The 21,548-nt window shown below is 37.1% G+C and carries 9 protein-coding genes, 1 tRNA gene, 3 rRNA genes and 1 pseudogene; 2 read left to right on the plus strand and 12 right to left on the minus strand.

Annotated features, from left to right (window positions below):
- Positions 1 to 3 precede the first annotated feature (3 nt).
- The 3 genes from QTL86_RS15275 to QTL86_RS15285 form a co-directional block, all read right to left on the minus strand.
- Positions 4 to 1,566 (minus strand): hypothetical protein, encoded by a 1,563-nt coding sequence (locus QTL86_RS15275; protein ID WP_410495321.1) that lies wholly within the window; start codon positions 1,564 to 1,566, stop codon positions 4 to 6.
- Complete coding sequence (locus QTL86_RS15280) at positions 1,563 to 2,138, minus strand: sigma-70 family RNA polymerase sigma factor (protein ID WP_410495322.1); 576 nt, start codon at positions 2,136 to 2,138, stop codon at positions 1,563 to 1,565. The genes QTL86_RS15275 and QTL86_RS15280 overlap by 4 nt, the downstream gene beginning before the upstream one ends.
- A 129-nt stretch (positions 2,139 to 2,267) precedes the next feature.
- Positions 2,268 to 3,458: a DNA glycosylase AlkZ-like family protein gene (locus tag QTL86_RS15285; RefSeq protein ID WP_410495323.1), complete on the minus strand. Its 1,191-nt coding sequence runs from the start codon at positions 3,456 to 3,458 to the stop codon at positions 2,268 to 2,270.
- A 171-nt stretch (positions 3,459 to 3,629) separates the two neighbouring features.
- Here QTL86_RS15285 and QTL86_RS15290 point away from each other — a divergent pair, with 171 nt between their 5' ends.
- The gene (locus tag QTL86_RS15290; protein WP_410495324.1) at positions 3,630 to 5,216 is read left to right on the plus strand and encodes a transposase; all 1,587 of its coding nucleotides are present in this window, start codon (positions 3,630 to 3,632) and stop codon (positions 5,214 to 5,216) included.
- A gap of 177 nt (positions 5,217 to 5,393) precedes the next feature.
- Here the strand turns inward: QTL86_RS15290 and glpK are convergent, their stop codons facing one another.
- Complete coding sequence (gene glpK / locus QTL86_RS15295; protein WP_410495325.1) at positions 5,394 to 6,905, minus strand: glycerol kinase GlpK; 1,512 nt, start codon at positions 6,903 to 6,905, stop codon at positions 5,394 to 5,396.
- Between the two features lie 327 nt (positions 6,906 to 7,232).
- On the opposite strand from glpK, the gene QTL86_RS15300 reads away from it, so the two are divergent.
- Positions 7,233 to 8,957: a hypothetical protein gene (locus QTL86_RS15300; protein WP_410495326.1), complete on the plus strand. Its 1,725-nt coding sequence runs from the start codon at positions 7,233 to 7,235 to the stop codon at positions 8,955 to 8,957.
- 254 nt (positions 8,958 to 9,211) lie between these two features.
- Here the strand turns inward: QTL86_RS15300 and QTL86_RS15305 are convergent, their stop codons facing one another.
- The 8 genes and pseudogenes from QTL86_RS15305 to QTL86_RS15340 form a co-directional block, all read right to left on the minus strand.
- A complete protein-coding gene (locus tag QTL86_RS15305; protein WP_410495327.1) occupies positions 9,212 to 10,291 on the minus strand; it encodes an ethanolamine utilization protein EutH in 1,080 nt (359 codons plus the stop codon).
- A gap of 144 nt (positions 10,292 to 10,435) precedes the next feature.
- Positions 10,436 to 12,472, minus strand: coding sequence for a M28 family peptidase (locus QTL86_RS15310; RefSeq protein ID WP_410495328.1), 2,037 nt, complete (start codon positions 12,470 to 12,472; stop codon positions 10,436 to 10,438).
- Positions 12,473 to 12,771: 299 nt separating this feature from the next.
- Positions 12,772 to 13,953 (minus strand): MalY/PatB family protein, encoded by a 1,182-nt coding sequence (locus QTL86_RS15315; RefSeq protein WP_410497314.1) that lies wholly within the window; start codon positions 13,951 to 13,953, stop codon positions 12,772 to 12,774.
- 733 nt (positions 13,954 to 14,686) lie between these two features.
- A pseudogene (locus QTL86_RS15320) lies at positions 14,687 to 16,049 on the minus strand (MATE family efflux transporter).
- Between the two features lie 187 nt (positions 16,050 to 16,236).
- Positions 16,237 to 19,139: ribosomal RNA gene (locus tag QTL86_RS15325) — 23S ribosomal RNA — on the minus strand.
- A gap of 283 nt (positions 19,140 to 19,422) precedes the next feature.
- Positions 19,423 to 19,495 (minus strand) — tRNA-Ala (locus tag QTL86_RS15330).
- A gap of 4 nt (positions 19,496 to 19,499) precedes the next feature.
- Positions 19,500 to 19,617 (minus strand): 5S ribosomal RNA (gene rrf / locus QTL86_RS15335).
- Positions 19,618 to 19,762: 145 nt separating this feature from the next.
- Positions 19,763 to 21,289, minus strand: a 16S ribosomal RNA gene (locus tag QTL86_RS15340).
- The 16S, 23S and 5S rRNA genes sit together here with 1 tRNA gene alongside, the layout of an rRNA operon.
- Positions 21,290 to 21,548: the final 259 nt, after the last annotated feature.

Raw genomic sequence — 21,548 nt, forward strand, 5'->3', positions numbered from 1 at the left:
GTTCTAAGGTATGGTCAAGATAATTTCTTTAACGTTACTAATATCTATAAAATCATAGAATAGAAACTTAGTTTTTCCCGATTTATCAGGTTTGGCATAGCTTCTATTATAACCAACCCTAACAAATTTTTGAGTACCATCTTGTAGAAACAGGGTGAGCTGTATATCTTTAGAGAAAGGCTCATCATATAGGCGGTAATAAGAATCTAGCGGCTCTGGAAGCATTAATCCGACAGGTGAAAGATAACCAGTTAGCTCTTTGATATTCTGCCCATTTTGCTTGATTTTAAAGGGGATAGTACATTCATCTAAAGAAATAGTTGGACTAAAATCTAAGTGCCACAGGGCATTGGTGATTTCTGACTCTGACAGACTCATAAAATCCTCTTTCCCCATACCCAAAATATAATCATAAGTACGGTAATGATAGAGAACTTCTAAATCCTTAGCTGTATAGCCTTTCGGCAAGTCAAAGATATATTCAGCATAATAAGCATCATTTGTGGTGAATTTACAAACGGTACTCGTATACTTTCCATCCTTTAAATAGACATCGCTTTGAGTGTCCCAAGTTTTATCACTTATTTTAAGTGTCATATCTAAAATACGATTGATACTCACATCACGTGGACGTTCATATTTAATGAGAACATGAAGTCGATTATCGATAATGCCATAATTGGAAATAACAACACCAGGTACATTAAGGAGTGAAATACGCATTTCGTCAGGCATTAAGAAGGTTTGAATCTGCTTGGAATAACCTGAGTAGCCATCTCTTCTAAAATCATCAAAATCAGCTTGAATGGTAGCTGGGTCATAGCCAGTATCTGTGAAGGCAAGATTAAAGTCATAAGAGGATTCACCCTCTTTGGCACCAGTGGCAATCAGATTAATAATAAGCTCTAACTTTGTAAGCACATCACGATTCCCCTCTTTAAGTAATAAACCATCTTCATAATGAAGAAAACGATAGTTAAAAGTAGCTGTTTTAGTTTCGGCGTCATAGTCTACAAGCCTTATGCTATCTGTAATGGGAGAATCAAGGGGCGTAATACTAAGAATATTACCCGCTGCATGATACCCAAATATAGAATTACGTCTGTAAGGATCAATGGTATCATCACCATATCCACTAATACTATAATCATAGATAAAGGTGGTCTCATCTAAACGGTCACCTTCTAAATCTTGCAAGGAAAAAGTGAGATAAACTGCATCATTATCTCGGATATAGCCAATGAGTTCAGCTTTAATACCATTGAAAACGCTACTTCCTTCAAGAGGCTGCATATAGCTTAGAGCCTTATCTGCCATTTCTTTATTGGGAAAGAATTGGTTATAGGCATGTCTTAAGATTTCTGGTAAATCGATATTTGTAGCAAATGCTAGGCTAGATAAAGAGAAAAGTGCAAGGACTACTATAAGCGTTCTCTTTTTTCTTATTAATGAAGAATATCTTTTAGGTTTAGATATGGTGACTTCATAAGAACGAATTTCTTGATTTACTATAGAGGTGATGCGACGAATACTTGCCTCATCACATTTTGGAGTGTTAGTATTCATAGTTTACCTCCTGACATTATAAGCAGTTTCAGTTTATTTTTACTATGATATAAGTTATTAACGATACTCCTGGTAGGAACCCCTAAATCTTTGGCAATATGAGCAGGTTTTTCCCCACCTACATAGCGTCTTAGTAAAATCTCTTTATCATTAGGTGAAATCATGTCCAACACCTTATATAAATCTTCATATTCAAAATTCATAAGAATAGGGCTAAAGTTAGCACTAAAAAAAGAAGTGGACATAGCTATCTCTTCTTCTGCAATAAGTTCTAAAGGAATATGTACATTTTGAACTTTACTAAGTTTACGATATTGGTCTAGTGCCTTGCTTTTAGCGATGAGGCAAAGATAATTTTTGAGTGTACCTCTTTTAGAATCGAAGTAATCAGGATATTGCCAAAGGTAGATAAATACATCTGCTACGCATTCTTCAATATCTTCACTACTCCCTCTTTCTTTTAAAATACTTTGAACAACGCAAAATAATAAGGGACTATATTGAGCAACTACTTCATTAATTTTTGAAATTTCATTATTTTTAAAAGCCTTTAATTTTCTAGTTTCATTCATTAAGAAGCCCCTTTCTTCTATTATTAATGTAACGTTACACTTATAATACGTAAAAAAGCAAAAAAAATCTTACAAAAATTTGTTTTTTAAATTTTTATAAGATTTACATATAATTTGAAAGTGCATTAGCTATATCGGTAAACTTATAGGGACAGGAACTTCTAGGTAATTTGCAAACTCTTTTATACCACTATCAATTGCTTCTAACATCTCTCTTGTAATAGTCACTTCTGGCTCCCACCACCAATTTTTCATAGTTAATGGTGTATTTCTCCTTACCTTTTCTGGTTCAAATCTAGCAATCATTCTATCTCCATATAAAACGGGTAAAACATAATAACCATACTTTCTTTTTTCTATAGGCGTATATACTTCCCAACGATAGTCAAAATCAAATAATTTAGAAACCATCTCTCTATCCCATAGCAAATTATCAAGGGGTGCTAAAAATTTCACCTTACTTTTACTATCATCAGCATCAAAAAATTGTATATGTTCTTTTGCCAAATAAAAAGGCACATTTATGTCTTCTACAAATAACTGTACTATTTCTCCCTCTTCAACTAACCTCTGCAATACTCTTTCCCTAAGCTTCTTCTCTGACAAAAACTGTCCTTGCCAAGCACCGCCTCTTTTATCCCACAATAAACCAACACTACATACTCTGCGTTTTACATACCAATCTAGAAAATCCTCTTCGCTTTTAAAATCTTCTATTTGTAAATCTTTCATGTTTAAAACATGAGTTGTAAAGTCATATATCTTTTGGGTCCCTATTTTATCGGCTACGCATAACTCACCTATATTATACAGATAATCAAGTGCTGCACTTGAAAGTTTCTTATGCCCCCAACGACTTTCTCTATTTTCACCAATAGAGATATCCTTTGATCCTATTCTCCCCTTTGTGATAATGCATTCCCTAATTTCATCTAATATATCAAGTGCACCAAGTTGATTACGGTAATTCAATGTATTTTTCGTGCTCTCACTTTGAGCAATTCTTACTCTGTTAAATCTATTAAAATCTTCTGCCAAGTAGATACACATTTCTTTGTCAAACCCATCCACTAGCTTATGTTGTGTATATAAAAGTTCTTGTAGCATTTCCGGTTTATAATCTTTTACCCTAGACTGTAATACTAAGTCTGCATTTCTTCCTACTACATTTAATGGATCATATTGAATACTACCTACCTGCTTAAAATAAGCAACTATTCCTGCCATTCCTACGTAACCTTGACTATCATTTAAGTTGTGATAGTTGATAAGAAACTGCCTAGCTTGCTTTCTTGATATCATTTGTTTTGAATCCCCCATAAAGTTCCCCTTTACATTTATTATCTCAAAAGATATATGACAACAGCATATCATAAAAGTAACACTAATGCCTTCCTTTTGTATAATAAAAAGGGGATGTAAAAAAACTCCCCTAACGAAAAAATCGCTGAGGTCGTAAGACTTCAGCAATTTTTTTGGTATAATTTATTTATGGTACTAAACAAAAATACCAATGATAATTTTACACCAAGACAGCTAAAATTACCATTTGATATCGAAAAAATAATTGATATTTCAGATCCAGTATATACTTTATGCGAAGTAATGGATCACATTGACCTAACACGATATTTTGTAGAGAAGGACTGCAAAACAGGTCGTCCAAGATGTGATTCAGATAAAATGCTTAAGATTATACTTTTCATTTTTATGGAGCATGGCATTAGTTCTTTAAGAAATATTGAAAAACTCTGCCGTACAGACATCAGATATATGTATCTTCTTGACGGAATGAAAGCTCCATCTTTTGCTACTTTCGGCAACTTTATTCGTAATGAATTAACGACTTCAATTGAACAAATCTTCATTGATATCAATTCTTATATTTTTGATCAAGAGCATGTGGATTTACATCTCACTTACATCGATGGAACAAAGATCGAAGCTAATGCTAATCGCTATACCTGGGTATGGAAGAAATCTTGCATCAAAAATAGAAACAAAGTGTTCGAAAAGATCTCATTACTCATCGATACAATGAATTCAGAGATTCTTAGTTTTCTTAATGTGAAGTTAGAAAAAAGAGATGAATATGCGATTGATTACGTTGAGGCATTGCTTGAAAGTTATCAGAAGGCAATAAATCTAGAGGTTTCAAAATTTGTTTCTGGAGCTGGGCATAAGAAAAGTATCCATCAAAAACAGTATCAGGAAATGCAGGGGTATCTAGAACGCCTCAAGAAATATGCAAAGCACATCGAAGTATGTGGAGAGCGAAGAAATAGTTATTCAAAAACTGATTACGATGCAACTTTTATGAGAATCAAACGTGATTATATGGGAAATGACCAGCTCCTTCCTGCTTACAATATGCAGGCTGCCATATGTGATGAATATATAGCTGTAATAGACGCAAAACCTTATGCTTCAGACATGGAATGTTTTCAACCCTTAATGGAAAAGTTTAATGCTACTTATGGTCATTATCCAACGTATCCTGTTGCTGACGCAGGATATGGTTCTTATAATAATTATCTTTATTGTGAGGAACATGGCATGGAAAAATATATGAAATTTACTATGTTTGAGAGGGAAACTAAGAATGAAAAATATCATTATGATCCATATCGTGCAGTAAATTTCAAAAGAGATGAACACGGAAACCTGATCTGTCCTAATAATAAAAAGTTTATATATAAATGTGATAGGCATATATATAAAAATCAATATGGTAGAACAGAAGAAATATATGAATGTGAAGACTGTGCAGGATGTCCATATCGTAGTGAATGTTGCAAAAGAGCACATGGAAATAGAACAGTACGCCTTAATCGAGAATTAACAGAAATACATAAGGAAGTAATAAATGATCTAGAATCAATTCATGGTGCCTTATTGTGTATGAACAGAAGTATTCAATCAGAGGGGACATTTGGGATAATTAAGTGGGATAGATCTTATAAAAGATTATTTCGGCGAGGTGAAAAAGCTGTCATTTTAGAATTCACGTTAATTTCTTGTGGATACAACCTCTATAAGTATCATAACAAGAAACATCGGACATCCATAGCTGCATAAAAAACGGATATAATATCATCATTTAAAACCTATAAAACCATAGGCTTAATAAGTGACTTCTAATTTTGTGATAATGATAATAAATCTATTAAAAAACAAGGGGCAGGTCGCTACAGGCGACCTGCCCCTTGTTTCGAGGCTGTTTTTTTACAGCCCCTTTATTTTAACTGTTATATGCTATTGTTCTAATTGATCTTCCACCTCCCACGCCATACAACGCTTAACGGCTCTTTTCCAGCCTCTATATGCCTTATCTCGTTTCTCTTCTTCTAAACTTGGTGTAAAAGTACAATCCACTCGCCATTCTTCTAAAATCTCACGCTTATCTTTCCAATAGCCTACAGCTAAGCCTGCTAAATAAGCTGCTCCAAGTGCTGTTGTTTCAACGACCTTAGGTCTCACTACTTCTGCTCCTATAATATCTGCTTGAAACTGCATAAGGAAATTATTCTTGCTGGCTCCACCATCTACTTTAATAGAAGTCAGCTTACGTCCTACATCTTCTATCATTGCATCAATGACATCTCTACATTGATAACCTATAGACTCAAGAGATGCCCTTATAATATGATTTCTATTAGTACCTCTGGTTAATCCAACAATGCCACCTCTGGCATACATATCCCAATAAGGTGCCCCCAATCCCACAAAGGCAGGTACTACATAGACGCCTCCACTATCTTTTACCTTACTTGCAAAATAATCTGTATCGGAAGAGTCATTCACTAATCGTAGTTCATCTCTAAGCCACTGTACTACTGCTCCACCTACAAATACAGAACCTTCAAGTGCATATTGTACTTGTCCATCTAATCCAATAGCAATAGTTGTTAAAAGTCCATTTTTACTTTTTACTAGCTCATCACCTGTATTCATGAGTACAAAGCAACCTGTTCCATAAGTATTTTTTACATCGCCTTTATCAAAGCAGCCTTGTCCAAATAAAGCAGCTTGTTGATCACCAGCAACGCCTCCTATAGGAACACGTATCCCACCTTTTGTTCCTAGATTAGCATACCCATATACTTCAGAAGAATTTTTCACTTCTGGCAAAATGCATCTTGGAATATCAAGTAGGTCTAATAATGTTTGATCCCATTCCAATATATTAATATTAAAAATCATGGTTCTAGATGCATTCGTATAATCTGTTACATGTACTTTCCCATTGGTTAATTTCCAAATAAGCCAAGTATCTACCGTTCCAAAAAGTAACTCTCCCTTGTTAGCTCTTTCTCTGGCACCCTCTACATGATCCAAAATCCACTTAATTTTAGTAGCTGAGAAATAGGCATCTAAAACGAGTCCTGTGTTTTTCTTGATGTAGTCTTCCCACCCCTTTGCTTTGAGTTCTTCACAAAAGTCAGCTGTTCTTCTACATTGCCATACAATTGCATTGTAAATAGGTACTCCAGTTGCTTTGTCCCAAATGATTGTAGTTTCTCTTTGATTAGTAATGCCTATGGCGGCAATATTTTCCTGTGTTAAATTGTTCTTTGCCATAACCTCTTGAAGTACACCGTACTGAGAAGCCCATATCTCCATTGGATCATGTTCCACCCAGCCTTCCTTAGGATAAATTTGTGTAAATTCCTTTTGGCTACTTCCTATTATATGTTGCTGTTTATCAAAAATAATAGCTCTTGAACTCGTTGTTCCTTGGTCCATTGCAATAATATATTTTTCCATCTTATCGCCCCTTTAATAAATTACCTTTTCACCCATTCTTCTCCTAATTATATGTGTAAAGTACTAGTTAAGTCAAAAAGTATTATTTCAATCTTTACTATTTTATCTTGATATTGTTTTAGTTTTTACAGGTCTATCTTTATAATATTCTCTATGTATTCTATACATAAAATACCCTATCATAGATTGTAGATAAACTATTTTATGTAATCATTTTCAATCTTTTCGATCACTCCAAGTAAAATCCCTATATACATAAACTATATTTGCAATTGGTTTATCTACACCTATTAATCTAAGACCTATATTACAAAGGAGCGTGCTAAAATGAATACTAAGAATTTTTCAACTGCAATCTTTTTTAATGAACCTGAAATTAATTATATTAGCCAACATAATCTGTGGGATTTTTTAGATGAAAAACTCAACTGGATTACTGCTCGTGCGCCTATTGCAAAAATCTATCTAGAAACTCATCGTGGTGGCAAATATGTTTCAAAAGAAACACTTATAAGAATGAAGGATTTGTGCCAAAAAAATAATATTGAAACAGCTGGAGGAATTACTTTAACCACTACTCCTACAAATCATGACTCTGATTTATTTACCACCTATTGCTACTCCAATCCTAAAGATTTAGAAGATATTAAAGCTATTGTACGATATACGGCTGAGCTTTTTGATAGCTACGTCATCGATGATTTTTTCTTTACTCACTGTAAATGTGAGCTTTGTATTAAAGGAAAAAAAGATTTATCTTGGGCAGAGTATCGTACGCAACTTCTTAAAAAAGTATCAGAAGAAATTGTTATCAAAGAATCTAAAGCTGTTAATCCTAATGTACAAGTTATTATTAAATATCCTAACTGGTATGACGAATATCAACAATCTGGTTATAATCTAGAAATGAGCTCATTCCTATTTGATGGTATTTATACAGGTACTGAAACCAGAGACCCTCTTCATACGCAACAAAATTTACAACGCTATTCTTCTTACTTTACAATGCGCTATTTAGAAAATACCAGACCAAATGGCAATATGGGGGGATGGTTTGATACATTAGATTGTAGCTATAACTTAAATAGTGTAGCCGAACAAGCTTATCTGACATTGCTTAGTAAGGCTAAAGAAGCAACTATTTATTCTCTAGGTACGCTTATTAGAGAAGATCTTATATCTGTTCCTGTTCTTGGCTATGCTTTTGAACATGTTGATAGACTTATGCCTATGCTAGGATCACCTATAGGTGTAGCTACTTATAAACCTTTCCACTCTTCTGGTGAAAATTACCTTCACGGTTCTTTAGGTATGTTAGGCATTCCTTTCGAGCCTACTCCATATTTTCCTATGGAGGCAAATACACTTTTCCTAACAGCATCTGCTGCTTGTGACAAACATATTATCAGTAAGCTAAAAGACTACTTAAAAGGAAAGCATACACTTATTCTTACCTCTGGCTTCGTAAAGGCCATGGCCCAAAAAGGATTAGATGAATTAATAGATATTAAAGTAACTGATTCTAAAATAAGTTCTAATCATTTTGGTGTTGGCTGGTACAGTTGTGCTTATAATCACTATGCTACAAGCCCAGAACCTATTACTTTCCCAATACTTGAGTTTGCTACAAACGATACTCAAAATACAATTGCAGCACTTACTAATAATAAAAGTTACCCTATTCTTCTACAAACCAACTATCACAATAGCCAAGTGTATGTTTTAAACATACCTGATGAATACGGTAGCTTAGAAAAGCTCCCTCAAGATGTATTAAATTATATAAGGAAATTATGCCTTAAAGATTTTAAACTTGAAGTTAATGGACCTGCTCCTTTTAGTGTATTCCTTTATGATAATGAAACGATTATCCTTTATAACTTCACGGACCATGTAGGTGAGTATTCCTTGATAATTGATAATAACTGCTGTAAACTACAAGACTTGGATAGTAATAGCTTCATTACTGGTGATATCGTAAATAGTAAAAATACCTTTAATTTTAAAATTAACTCTCACCGTTTCAAGGTGTTAAAAATAGTATCTAACTAAACCCTATCTTATATCAACTTTATATAAAAAGAAGCCTTGAGTTTTAAGCTTATAAAGTCATCTCTATAAGCTATACCTCAAGGCTTCTTTCTACTAATCATGTGTTTATTGCAAAGTTAAATATTCTCATCATTTATACTCTTATTTCTATAAACTAAATCATCTCGCTCACTAAAACCTATGCTTTTCACCCCACCTTCTACTTAATAAGTACTTTTGTTATTCAATCTCTGTTGGCAACATTTATGCTTATTTTATAAGTTATCCTCTGCTTTTGTCATAAGCACTGCCAATATAATAGCTATAAAACCACTACTTAATTTTGCTATAATCATCGGTAATAACATATCAGGAGCCACATCAGCTGTATAACCCAGATGCGCAGCAAATACCGCAATACCACTTACAAAAAATGCTGTAGTTACTACTTTTCCTCTTTCATTCATCTCTGGAAAAAGTTTAAATACCGGCAACACACTAATGCAAGAGAATAAAATTCCACCAATAGAAGATGCATTTAATCCAAGTAATTCACCTAACTTTTCAAAAGGCTTCTTAAGTAAATTTAAAATAAGTGTCATCAGTGGTAAACTTCCTAAAAGTACAATACAAATACCTGATACTGTCTCCATACAACTCATAATACTTGGCATATTAGGAATAACCTCTATATCGGTTAAATATGTAAATGCTGCTAAACCCAGTCCTATGGTAGTAATCATTTTTATACCTTTTCCAAAATAGCCGAAACCTTTTACCATCTGCTTTTGCTTAAAAATAAGACCTAGCATTAAACATAGTGCAATGAGTAAAATAGGGATACTATTAATGATAACAACTTTTATAGGTAGTCCCATTAAAATACCACCTATAATGCTTCCAAAAGGAATAGGAACTAAACCTATTAATAACCCTTTAGCAAAATAGGTATGATCTTGCTTTGGAATCAAACCTAATCCTACAGGAATAGTAAATACAATTGTCGCCCCCAACATAGTTGAAACAATAAGTCCCGAAAACTGTCCTATTTGTGGATTCTCTGCTAGTGCCATTGCTAATGGATAACCTCCCATATCAATAGCCAAAATACTAGCAAACATAGCCGGATCTGCACCTAACAAGTGAAAAGCAGGTATAATAACTGGCTTTAATACTTCTGCCAGAAAGGGGGATAAGCAAATAATTCCCACCATACTTAAAGCAGTCGGTCCTAAGCACATAAAACCCTCTTCAAATTTTGCACCTAATCCCCACTTATTACCCAGAATAGAATCAACCACTCCAATTATAACGCCAATTCCCATAATAAACATTAAGACTTCATTTAATGACATGCGATGCCTCTCCTCAGATATTAAATATTTGTAATTATTCAGTCCTTATTAAAAATTAAAATTTAATGTTCTCCTTATCAGTTGGATATAATTTCGAGATATTCAAGCGTTCACACACTTTTATTTAATCATTTCATAAGCTAGTTATAGTTTATCTCTATCTAGCTTACCAAGTATTTCTGCCATATAACTATAAAATGCCTCTAAAAAATCCTTCTCATCTTTTAATATATCATCTAATAAATTCTGTTGTCTTCGACAGACTTCTTCTAACTGTCTTATTTCATTCTCTACATTAGGTTGTCCCATTTTTATTTTTGCTTTCAGACTATGAACAATATCAAATAAATCCTCATGCCCGATAATCCTTCCAGCTCCCCACTTTACTCTATCTATAGGTTGACAAAGCACATAGTCTGTAAAATATTCATAGACTTGTTTTTCAAATAAAAAGGCATATTTGTTATTATCAATTTGATAAATTGAAGATAATGCTTCTATAATCTCTTTTTCCTCTAAAGCTAAAATAGCTTTCTTTATACACTGTAAATTCTTAATGATTATTTCATGTGGAAAGTATACCTCATCATGCCAATTAAGTCTTACAAGTTCGTCCTGTTCTCTAGCAAAACCGGCTAATAACTGTTTTTCTAACCAACGATAATCCCTATATATCTCCGCCGCTTTTTCAGTATTCTCCTGCATTAAATAGGTCAAATATTGCTTATTTACACGCTGCACATAGGCATAAAGCTGTTTACTCAATCCTTTTAGCTGATTGAGTAAGATATTAATTACCTTTATATCCATTAATGATTGATCTATGGAACAGAGACTTCTCCCCATTTCTTCAAATAATCTCATAAAGTTTAGTGGTACAACTGCTGTCTGATCTAATGCCATAACTAACTTGGTATAAAACTTATGATGGAATGTATAGACTGCCTCATTGTAAAAATCTTTGTTATCAAACTGTGAGTGATAGTGTGTCTCCATAAAGCTACCACTACTAAAATCATTCACCATAGATGGAATTCCTGCTATAGCAATAGAAAAATCATCTGACCATGTTTCAATAGGATAGGTCACTTCAATCCCTTCCGGATAGGCTTCCTCAGGAATTTTTATTTCTTTAATAAACGCATCAATAAACTCTGCATACTCATAAACACAACGTACTTTATCCTTCTTCCCGTGTGCATGAGCAGGTAATTCAAAATTCAAATCTGCAATTACTTTTCCTTTCCAACCAGGGTGTACATGGAAGACTTCTTCATAAGCTCCTGTAGACCAGTCATACTTAGAATTAATAAGTCCCCACTCTTCTGCAGCCATAGCGGCAAAAACAAGTGTACGCTTTGGCTTATAACCACTTTGCTTTATTGCCCTTGCAATGCCCAGAATCATAGCCACTGCCACATTATCATCTTGAAAACCTTCAAAATAAGAATCATAATGTGCTGAAAGCAAAATCATAGCATCAGGGTCTGTCCCCTGTATCTTTCCTACGATGTTATATGTCTTTTGATTGGGCTTTACAATAGAAATAGCATCAAAGGTAACCTCTATTTCCGACCTAACCTTTAATGCCTCTTTTAAATAATAGGCATCTCTTTGTGAAATAGAAAAAGCCACCGCTTCACTGGGGCCAGCTATATCTTGTGCATTAAGTGCTGTTTGATCTATCTCACCATATCCACTTGCTTGTACTGCAATTAAAGCTGCTGCACCTTTTAAATAAGCTTCATAAACCGGAAAATTAATCCACCATTCATCTCTTTGATTAATATCTACTAACACTAACTTTCCTTTTACATCAACACCTTTATAATCCTCAGCTGTCCCCTTTTCTAAATAAACCATGGAGAATTTTTGTGGTCCTTCAGTTTGAAACTGCGTTTGATAAGCTCCTAACTCAAATTGATAACTCTGACCATCTAAGTCCTCAAAACTTAATTGCGCCTTTTGGAATTCCCAACTATCTACAGTAATTTCATCCTTAGTAATATGCTCTAATCCAATTTGCTGCATCTCTTTATAAATAAGCTGCCCTGTTAAGATTTCTGCCCTAGATCCAGCTGTCCTAAAACCAAGTTTTGTATTACATTTATAGGTCTCTAATTTTTTTGCAAATTCATAAGCATAATGAATATCAATATATTTTTCTACTTGATCTCTCATCTCTTCTTCGCTTCTTTCTTATAAATTCAAAATACTTATGCACCTATTATCCCATATTCATCATTATTTTTCCAGTCGGATGAAATGGACTACTAATCTACAACATGTATAATGTAAAAAATTCCAACCCTAATAATAAGGTTGGAACTAAGATATTCTTTAGTATTTTACCTGTCTACTTGACTGGAAACACTTTAATCTTCTTTTTGTTTCTCTTTTCCTTTTACTATTTAACTTTTTAATTTACTTTTATTATCTTTTATTGTTTTTGTTCTATATATCTATAATCTTATTATTTCTTATACTCTTAATGCCTTAATACTTATCCATAACTGCTCTAAAGCTTGATTTAGAATCTCTCTAGGACAAGCAATATTAATCCTCTCAAATCCTTGTCCTGACTCTCCAAAAATTGAACCACTATTTAGCCATAAATTTGCTTTCTTTACAATAAACTCTTCTAGGGCTTCTTCCTTTAACCCTAATGCACTAAAATCTAACCATACTAAGTATGTTCCTTCTGGTTCTACTAACTTAATTTCTGGTAACTTTGTCTCTATGAATTTCCTTAAATATTCAAGGTTTCCCATAAGATAAGTTTTAAGTGCCTCAAGCCACTCTCGCCCTTCTGTATAAGCTGCTTCACAAGCTACTAACCCGGCACTATTTAATTGACTATAACCTATTCTAGCAATTTCTTTTCTTACCTTCCGTCTAACACTTGCATTTGCAATAAAAATATTAGATACTTGAAGGCCTGCTAAATTAAAAGTTTTACTCGGGGCTGTACAAGTAATCGTAATCTCTTCATACGCCTTATTTAGATTCATAAATACTTCATGTTTATAGCCTTGATAAATAAAATCTTGATGAATCTCATCACTTACCACAAGAATTTGATGCTTTAAGCAAATATCTCCTAGCTTGATAAGTTCCTCTTTGGTCCATACTCTTCCTACTGGGTTATGTGGATTGCAAAGAATGAAAAGCTTAACCTGATGTTCTACAATCTTTTCTTCAAAGTCATCGAAGTCAATAGAGTATCTCCCATCTTGATAAATGAGCGTATTACTCACTAACTTTCTATCATTATTTAAAATCATCTTACTAAAAGGATGATAAACAGGTTGTTGAATTAGTATACTATCACCTTCTTTCGTTAAGGCTCTAATTGCCATAGCAATAGCAAATACTACTCCTGGTGCCTTGATTAGCCATTCTTCTTTGACCTTCCAGTTATGATAAGTCGCCATCCAATTAGAAACCGCTTCAAAATAGGATGTACCCACTTCACTATATCCAAAAATACCATGTGCTGCTAACTCATTTAACCTCTTAGAAACCACCTCAGGCACTTTAAAGTCCATATCAGCTATCCATAATGGTAAGATATCCTTTGGTTTTCCCCTCTCTTCAGCAAAATCATATTTTAAAGAATTAGTTCCCTTCCTTGGGATAATTTCATTAAAGCTATATGACATCTTACTCATCCTCTCTGTCTATTTTTTCTCTAAGCTATCATCTTTGTCCATTCATACATTCTTATATTTAAATTTCTTATTTATCTGATTTTTCTTATTGTATGCTTAGTTCACTCTTCATTGCTAATATTTATGCTGAGGTATTAGTGAATTCTTCTGCTGTTTCAGTTCAACGGATAATCTTGCAATATATTATCAATGTCTAGAGCTTTTTCTATTTCCTCTGCCATTTCTGCATGAATTTAATATTTGTATATGTATAATTTACCTGATACTTTCACATCTTTTCATAGTCTCTATAAACTGGGGACTTCAATGATATACGTGAAAATAAAACATAGTCCTGGCATATAAATATACATATACATATACATATAATTACAGTATCGCATATCATTGCCTTTAGTTTCTTTACCGTGCTTTTCACAGGCTTATATTTTTATAGTATTTTTATAGTATTTTTATATGTTTAGTATGTTTTAATATCATAAAATAAATATTCATAATTGTAAATACCATTGCGGAAATTATTAAAAACAAAAAATAAGAGGTATCTACTTAATCTCCAAAATAGATATCCCCTACCTTCTTATAATTATTGCGCTCTCAAAAGGATCTTTTCTCTTTTTAAATACTCATCTGATTTAGCCCTATTCTTCATGCAAATTACTTTCTTTTGTAGTTTCCTTATAAAATCAGACACTTTCTCATTCTATTATATAAGCCAATCTATTTAATTTACCTTTGTCATCTCCATCTTTAATCTTCTTCCTACTGTAAGTAACATTGTCACATAACATGCTATTCCACCGATAAAATTAGAAATTGACTCAGCCATAAATACCCCCGTTACTCCATATCCCATTCTTGGTAATAGTATGGTAAGAGGTACTACAATAATAACCTTTCTAAAGATTGAAAAGAATACTGCTTGTTTTGATTTGCCTAAAGCCACGAAGGTAGATTGCCCAGCAAATTGAAAACTCATCATAAAAAATCCAAAAAAATATGTAGCAAGTGCTGGTACAGCAACCTTTACCAAATCAGATTCATTGTTAAAAATCTTAATAAAAAAACTACCAAAGAAATGAACCATCATCCATGCTAGTGTTGCATAAACCACACAGACAATAGTTGAAAACTTGATGCCAGTTATCACTCTTTTGTAAGCTTTAGCACCATAATTATAACTCATAACAGGTTGTGCCCCACTAGTTATTCCCTGCACAGGCATCATCACAATTTCTCTTATAGAATTAATAACGGTCATAACCCCTATATAAAGATCTCCACCAAAAACTGATAGCGTTGCATTGCAAACTACCTGAACACTGCTATTTGTAATGGCCATAACAAAACCAGAAGACCCTAACCCTAAAATTCTTTTCACAATCTTACTATCTAACTTCATATCCTTTTTCCTTAGTTTTAATATAGTTTGTTTTCCTGTTAAGAATCTAAGAATCCAAATGCAAGAACAAAATTGTGAAATGACAGTCGCCCATGCAGCTCCTGATACTCCCATTTCAAGCATATAAATAAAAATAGGATCTAAAACTAGATTAATAACCGCACCTAATGCTACTGATAGCATTCCTACTTTTGCGAAACCCTGTGCATTGATATAGCTATTAAGCCCTAAACCCATCATAACAAAGATAGTCCCTAATAAATAGATACTAATATAACTGTCTGCATAAGGAAAAGTTATATCACTCGCTCCAAACAAATAAAGAATTGGCTTCTTTACCAATAGACCAACTATAGTCAGTACTATTCCCAGAATTAAAAGCATTGTAAAACTATTACTCATGATTTTTTCTGCTTTCTCATTATTTCCTTTGCCTCTTTCAATAGAAGACAATGGTGTTCCTCCCATTCCTATTAAATTAGCAAATGCTGTAATAATGGTAATAATCGGGAAAGTAAGCCCTAATCCTGTTAAGGCCACTTTTCCATCTCCAGGAATCCTTCCTATATATACGATCCACCACATTATATAAAACATTAATAAGCTGAGCTATTGTCATAGGTAATGCCAATTCTATTATGTTTCTTGCTACGCTTCCTTGGCTAAAGTCATTTTCCCTTTTCATTTTCTTCCTCCTACTATTATGATAGCACGGATTTCACTATTATTTAATTATCCTTTATCTTCATTTATTAATAGTTCTTAATAGCATATAAACTTTCTATGTTTTTAGATGCAAAAAAACACCCTTTCGGGTGCTCTCTTCTCATACTCTCAAAAACAAATACTACAACTATTCAACCTTCATTATCTAGGTCAAACCCTCGAACCGTTAGTATTGGTCACCTGAACATGTTACCATGCTTACAGCTCCAACCTATCTACCTCATAGTCTCTAAGGGGTCTTACTCCTTTCGGATGGGAAATCTTATCTTGTGGTCTGCTTCACGCTTAGATGCCTTCAGCGTTTATCAGATCCAGACTTGGCTACTCTGCTATGCCTTTGGTAAGACAACAGATGCACCAGTGGTCCGTCCATCCCGGTCCTCTCGTACTAAGGACAGCTCCACTCAAATTTCCTGCGCCCACGACGGATAGGGACCGAACTGTCTCACGACGTTCTGAACCCAGCTCGCGTACCGCTTTAATGGGCGAACAGCCCAACCCTTGGAACCTGCTTCAGCTCCAGGATGCGATGAGCCGACATCGAGGTGCCAAACCTCCCCGTCGATGTGAACTCTTGGGGGAGATAAGCCTGTTATCCCCGGGGTAGCTTTTATCCGTTGAGCGATGGCAATCCCACTTTCATACCACCGGATCACTAAGTCCTACTTTCGTACCTGCTCCACCCGTCGGTGTCGCAGTCAAGCAACCTTATGCCTTTGCACTCTTCGAATGGTTTCCGACCATTCTGAGGTTACCTTTGAGCGCCTCCGTTACTCTTTAGGAGGCGACCGCCCCAGTCAAACTGTCCACCTGACATTGTCCCAGACCCGGGTAACGGGCCATGGTTAGAAGTTAAGTATTACAAGAGAGGTATCCCACCGGCGACTCCACCTAGACTGGCGTCCAGATTTCTCAGTCTCCCTCCTATCCTGTACATGTAATACCCAACCTCAGTATCAAGCTACAGTAAAGCTCCACGGGGTCTTTCCGTCCTGTCGCGGGTAACCAGCATCTTCACTGGTACTACAATTTCACCGGGTGCGCTGTCGAGACAGTGCCCAAATCATTACGCCTTTCGTGCGGGTCAGAACTTACCTGACAAGGAATTTCGCTACCTTAGGACCGTTATAGTTACGGCCGCCGTTTACTGGGGCTTAAGTTCAAAGCTTCGACTTACGTCTAACCTCTCCCCTTAACCTTCCAGCACCGGGCAGGCGTCAGCCCTTATACATCACCTTTCGGTTTAGCAAAGACCTGTGTTTTTGTTAAACAGTTGCTTGGGCCTATTCTCTGCGGCCTACCTAAGTAGGCACCCCTTCTCCCTAAGTTACGGGGTCATTTTGCCGAGTTCCTTAACAACGCTTCTCCCGTCGGCCTTAGGATTCTCTCCTCATCCACCTGTGTCGGTTTACGGTACGGGTACCTATCACGCAATAGCAGCTTTTCTCGGCAGTGTGGATTCAGCAACTTCTCTACTTTAATTTCGATCCCCATCACACTTCATCCTCGCCTAACGGATTTTCCTGTTAGGTGCGACTTTGTGCTTGGCCCAGGATACCATTCCTGGGTTTGCTTATCCTCCTGCGTCCCTGCAGTTCTGATAATAGGTAGTACTGGAATATGAACCAGTTGTCCATCGACTACGACTTTCGTCCTCGCCTTAGGTCCCGACTTACCCAGAGCAGATCAGCTTTACTCTGGAAACCTTGGATATTCGGCCTACAAGATTCTCACTTGTATCTCGCTACTCATTCCGGCATTCTCACTTGTAATTACTCCACAGCTCCTTACGGTACTGCTTCTGCGTCGTTACAACGCTCCTCTACCAATCCACTATTGTGAATTCCATAGCTTCGGTGGTGTGTTTTAGCCCCGGACATTTTCGGCGCAAGATCTCTCGACTAGTGAGCTATTACGCACTCTTTGAATGAGTGGCTGCTTCTAAGCCAACATCCTAGTTGTCTTCGAAATCTCACATCCTTTTCCACTTAACACACACTTGGGGACCTTAGCTGATGGTCTGGACTGTTTTCCTTTTGACCACGTGTCTTATCACTCGTAGTCTGACTGCTGATGGTATCTTGATGGCATTCTTAGTTTGATATGCTTCGGTAAGCTTGTGGGCCCCCTAGGCAATTCAGTGCTTTACCTCCATTAGACTCCTATCAACGCTAGCCCTAAAGCTATTTCGAGGAGAACCAGCTATCTCCGGGTTCGATTGGAATTTCTCCGCTACCCACACGTCATCTCCACCTTTTTCAACAGATGTGAGTTCGGACCTCCATTACCTTTTACGGTAACTTCATCCTGCACATGGGTAGGTCACCCGGTTTCGGGTCTACTAACAATGACTATTTTGGCGCCCTATTCAGACTTGGTTTCCCTTCGGCTTCGTACCTCCTGGTACTTAACCTTGCCACAGCTAGTAACTCGCCGGACCGTTCTACAAAAAGTACGCGGTTGCACATCATACGGTGCTTCCACTGCTTGTAAACATAGAGTTTCAGGTTCTCTTTCACTCCCCTCCCGGGGTTCTTTTCACCTTTCCTTCACAGTACTATGCGCTATCGGTCACCGAGGAGTATTTAGGCTTGGGGGGTGGTCCCCCCGGCTTCCCACAAGGTTTCTCGTGTCTCGTGGTACTCTGGATACTGCTAGGCTTCACTTGGATTTCGCTTACGGGATTATCACCCTCTTTGATGAGACTTTCCAGACTCTTCAGCTATCCGCATTCTTGCCATGTCGCAGTCCTCAACCCCAGATTACAAGTAATCTGGTTTGGCCTGTTTCCCTTTCGCTCGCCGCTACTTAGGAAATCGATGTTTCTTTCTCCTCCTGAAGGTACTTAGATGTTTCAGTTCCCTTCGTTCCCTTCCTATAGTTATGGATTGGCTATAGGATGACAGAGGTTTGCTCTGCCAGGTTTCCCCATTCGGATATCTACGGATCAAGGTTTATTTGCAACTCCCCGTAGCTTTTCGCAGCTTATCACGTCCTTCATCGGCTCTCGGTGCCAAGGCATCCACTCTACGCTCTTAGTAGCTTGACCTATTGCTCATTATTGAGCGGTCTAATCATGCTTTCACATGATTGGTGCCTTGTTAATTACTATTTCTAGTAAAAACAAAGAATGTTTTAAGTCATTTCTGACTATATCGGTTAAATTGTAGATTTTACACCCTGACAAACATTTTTGCATTATACAATGCGTGTACATTTATCGTTAGGCGCAAGTTATATTGCTATAACTTACAAATCTATAATTGTTGTAGTATTTGTTTTTCAAAGTACAAGTAGTACATTTAGTACAATCATGTCCATTATTTGGACAGTGGAGATTAAGGGATTCGAACCCTTGACCCCCTGCGTGCAAGGCAGGTGCTCTCCCAACTGAGCTAAACCCCCATAAATGTGGCAACCACTTACTCTCCCAGTCAGTCTCCCGACAAGTACCATCAGCCGCTTAGGTCTTAACCTACGTGTTCGGAATGGAAACGGGTGTTTCCCCTAAGCGCATCATCACCACAAATGAGTGAAATATTCAATTCCGTAGTATTTTATATGCTAACACTTCGACTCCGCTTCGCTTCATCTCAGTGAAAGTTGATTCACTACGTTCATAAACTTTCAAAACAAAACAGTAACTACTAAACCAACGATTTCTATCCTTAGAAAGGAGGTGATCCAGCCGCACCTTCCGATACGGCTACCTTGTTACGACTTCACCCCAGTTATTGGTTTTGCCTTAGACGGCTCCCTCCCCGAAGGGTTGGGTCACCGGCGTTGGGCCCCCCCAACTCCCATGGTGTGACGGGCGGTGTGTACAAGACCCGGGAACGTATTCACCGCGACATTCTGATTCGCGATTACTAGCGATTCCAACTTCATGTAGTCGAGTTGCAGACTACAATCCGAACTGGGACTGCTTTTTTGAGGTTTGCTGACTCTCGCGAGATCGCTTCCCTTTGTAGCAGCCATTGTAGCACGTGTGTAGCCCTAAACATAAGGGGCATGATGATTTGACGTCATCCCCACCTTCCTCCAAGTTATCCCTGGCAGTCTCTCTAGAGTGCCCAACTTAATGCTGGCTACTAAAGATAGGGGTTGCGCTCGTTGCGGGACTTAACCCAACATCTCACGACACGAGCTGACGACAACCATGCACCACCTGTCACCAATGTCCTAGCAAGCTAGGAAAGAAGGCATTACCCTTCGGTCATCGGGATGTCAAGTTTAGGTAAGGTTCTTCGCGTTGCTTCGAATTAAACCACATGCTCCACCGCTTGTGCGGGTCCCCGTCAATTCCTTTGAGTTTCAATCTTGCGATCGTACTTCCCAGGTGGAATGCTTAATGTGTTAACTTCGGCACCGAGACCCGTAAGCCCCGACACCTAGCATTCATCGTTTACAGCGTGGACTACCAGGGTATCTAATCCTGTTTGCTCCCCACGCTTTCGTGCCTCAGCGTCAGTTATGGTCCAGAAAGCCGCCTTCGCTACTGGTGTTCCTCCGAATCTCTACGCATTTCACCGCTACACTCGGAATTCCACTTTCCTCTCCCACACTCTAGTTCATCAGTTTCAGAAGCAGCTTAGAGGTTGAGCCCCTAAATTTCACTTCTGACTTAACAAACCGCCTACGCACCCTTTACACCCAGTAAATCCGGATAACGCTCGCTCCCTACGTATTACCGCGGCTGCTGGCACGTAGTTAGCCGGAGCTTCTTAGTCAGGTACCGTCATTTTTTTCTTCCCTGCTGATAGAAGTTTACAATCCGAAGACCTTCTTCCTTCACGCGGCGTCGCTGCATCAGGCTTGCGCCCATTGTGCAATATTCCCCACTGCTGCCTCCCGTAGGAGTTTGGGCCGTGTCTCAGTCCCAATGTGGCCGTTCACCCTCTCAGGCCGGCTATGGATCGTCGCCTTGGTGGGCTGTTATCTCACCAACTAGCTAATCCAACGCGGGTCCATCCTATGCCGATAAAATCTTTACTATAACAATCATGCGATTGTCCATAGTTTATGCGGTATTAGCGTTCGTTTCCAAACGTTATCCCCCTGCATAGGGCAGGTTACCCACGCGTTACTCACCCGTCCGCCACTAAGTTCTAGGAGCAAGCTCCTATCACTTCGTTCGACTTGCATGTGTTAAGCACGCCGCCAGCGTTCATCCTGAGCCAGGATCAAACTCTCATAAAAAAGTTTGTCCGTGTAGTATTTCTACTACTGACTATTTTACTTAGTACAAGTTGTACTGATTCTCATCTCTTATTAGAGACGTAATGAATCGACTGGTTTATAGTTACTATTTTGTTTTCAAAGTTCATTATTATCAAGGCTTAATGCCTTTTCTTGTCTGCTGCTGTTTGCTGCTGACTCGTATAATACTACAGCATCTTTTTATCAGCGTCAACACCTTTTTTAAACTTTTTTTAGTTAGGAACAACTTTTTTAAGTT

Source organism: Cellulosilyticum sp. ST5, from assembly GCF_046529625.1.
GTDB lineage: Bacteria > Bacillota > Clostridia > Lachnospirales > Cellulosilyticaceae > Cellulosilyticum > Cellulosilyticum lentocellum.

Bases quoted from the DNA above. Each gene is read 5' to 3' on its own strand.
- QTL86_RS15275 (WP_410495321.1), bottom strand. From the start codon at position 1,566: ATGAATACTAACACTCCAAAATGTGATGAGGCAAGTATTCGTCGCATC.
- QTL86_RS15280 (WP_410495322.1), bottom strand. From the start codon at position 2,138: ATGAATGAAACTAGAAAATTAAAGGCTTTTAAAAATAATGAAATTTCA.
- QTL86_RS15285 (WP_410495323.1), bottom strand. From the start codon at position 3,458: ATGGGGGATTCAAAACAAATGATATCAAGAAAGCAAGCTAGGCAGTTT.
- QTL86_RS15290 (WP_410495324.1), top strand. From the start codon at position 3,630: ATGGTACTAAACAAAAATACCAATGATAATTTTACACCAAGACAGCTA.
- glpK (WP_410495325.1), bottom strand. From the start codon at position 6,905: ATGGAAAAATATATTATTGCAATGGACCAAGGAACAACGAGTTCAAGA.
- QTL86_RS15300 (WP_410495326.1), top strand. From the start codon at position 7,233: ATGAATACTAAGAATTTTTCAACTGCAATCTTTTTTAATGAACCTGAA.
- QTL86_RS15305 (WP_410495327.1), bottom strand. From the start codon at position 10,291: ATGTCATTAAATGAAGTCTTAATGTTTATTATGGGAATTGGCGTTATA.
- QTL86_RS15310 (WP_410495328.1), bottom strand. From the start codon at position 12,472: ATGAGAGATCAAGTAGAAAAATATATTGATATTCATTATGCTTATGAA.
- QTL86_RS15315 (WP_410497314.1), bottom strand. From the start codon at position 13,953: ATGTCATATAGCTTTAATGAAATTATCCCAAGGAAGGGAACTAATTCT.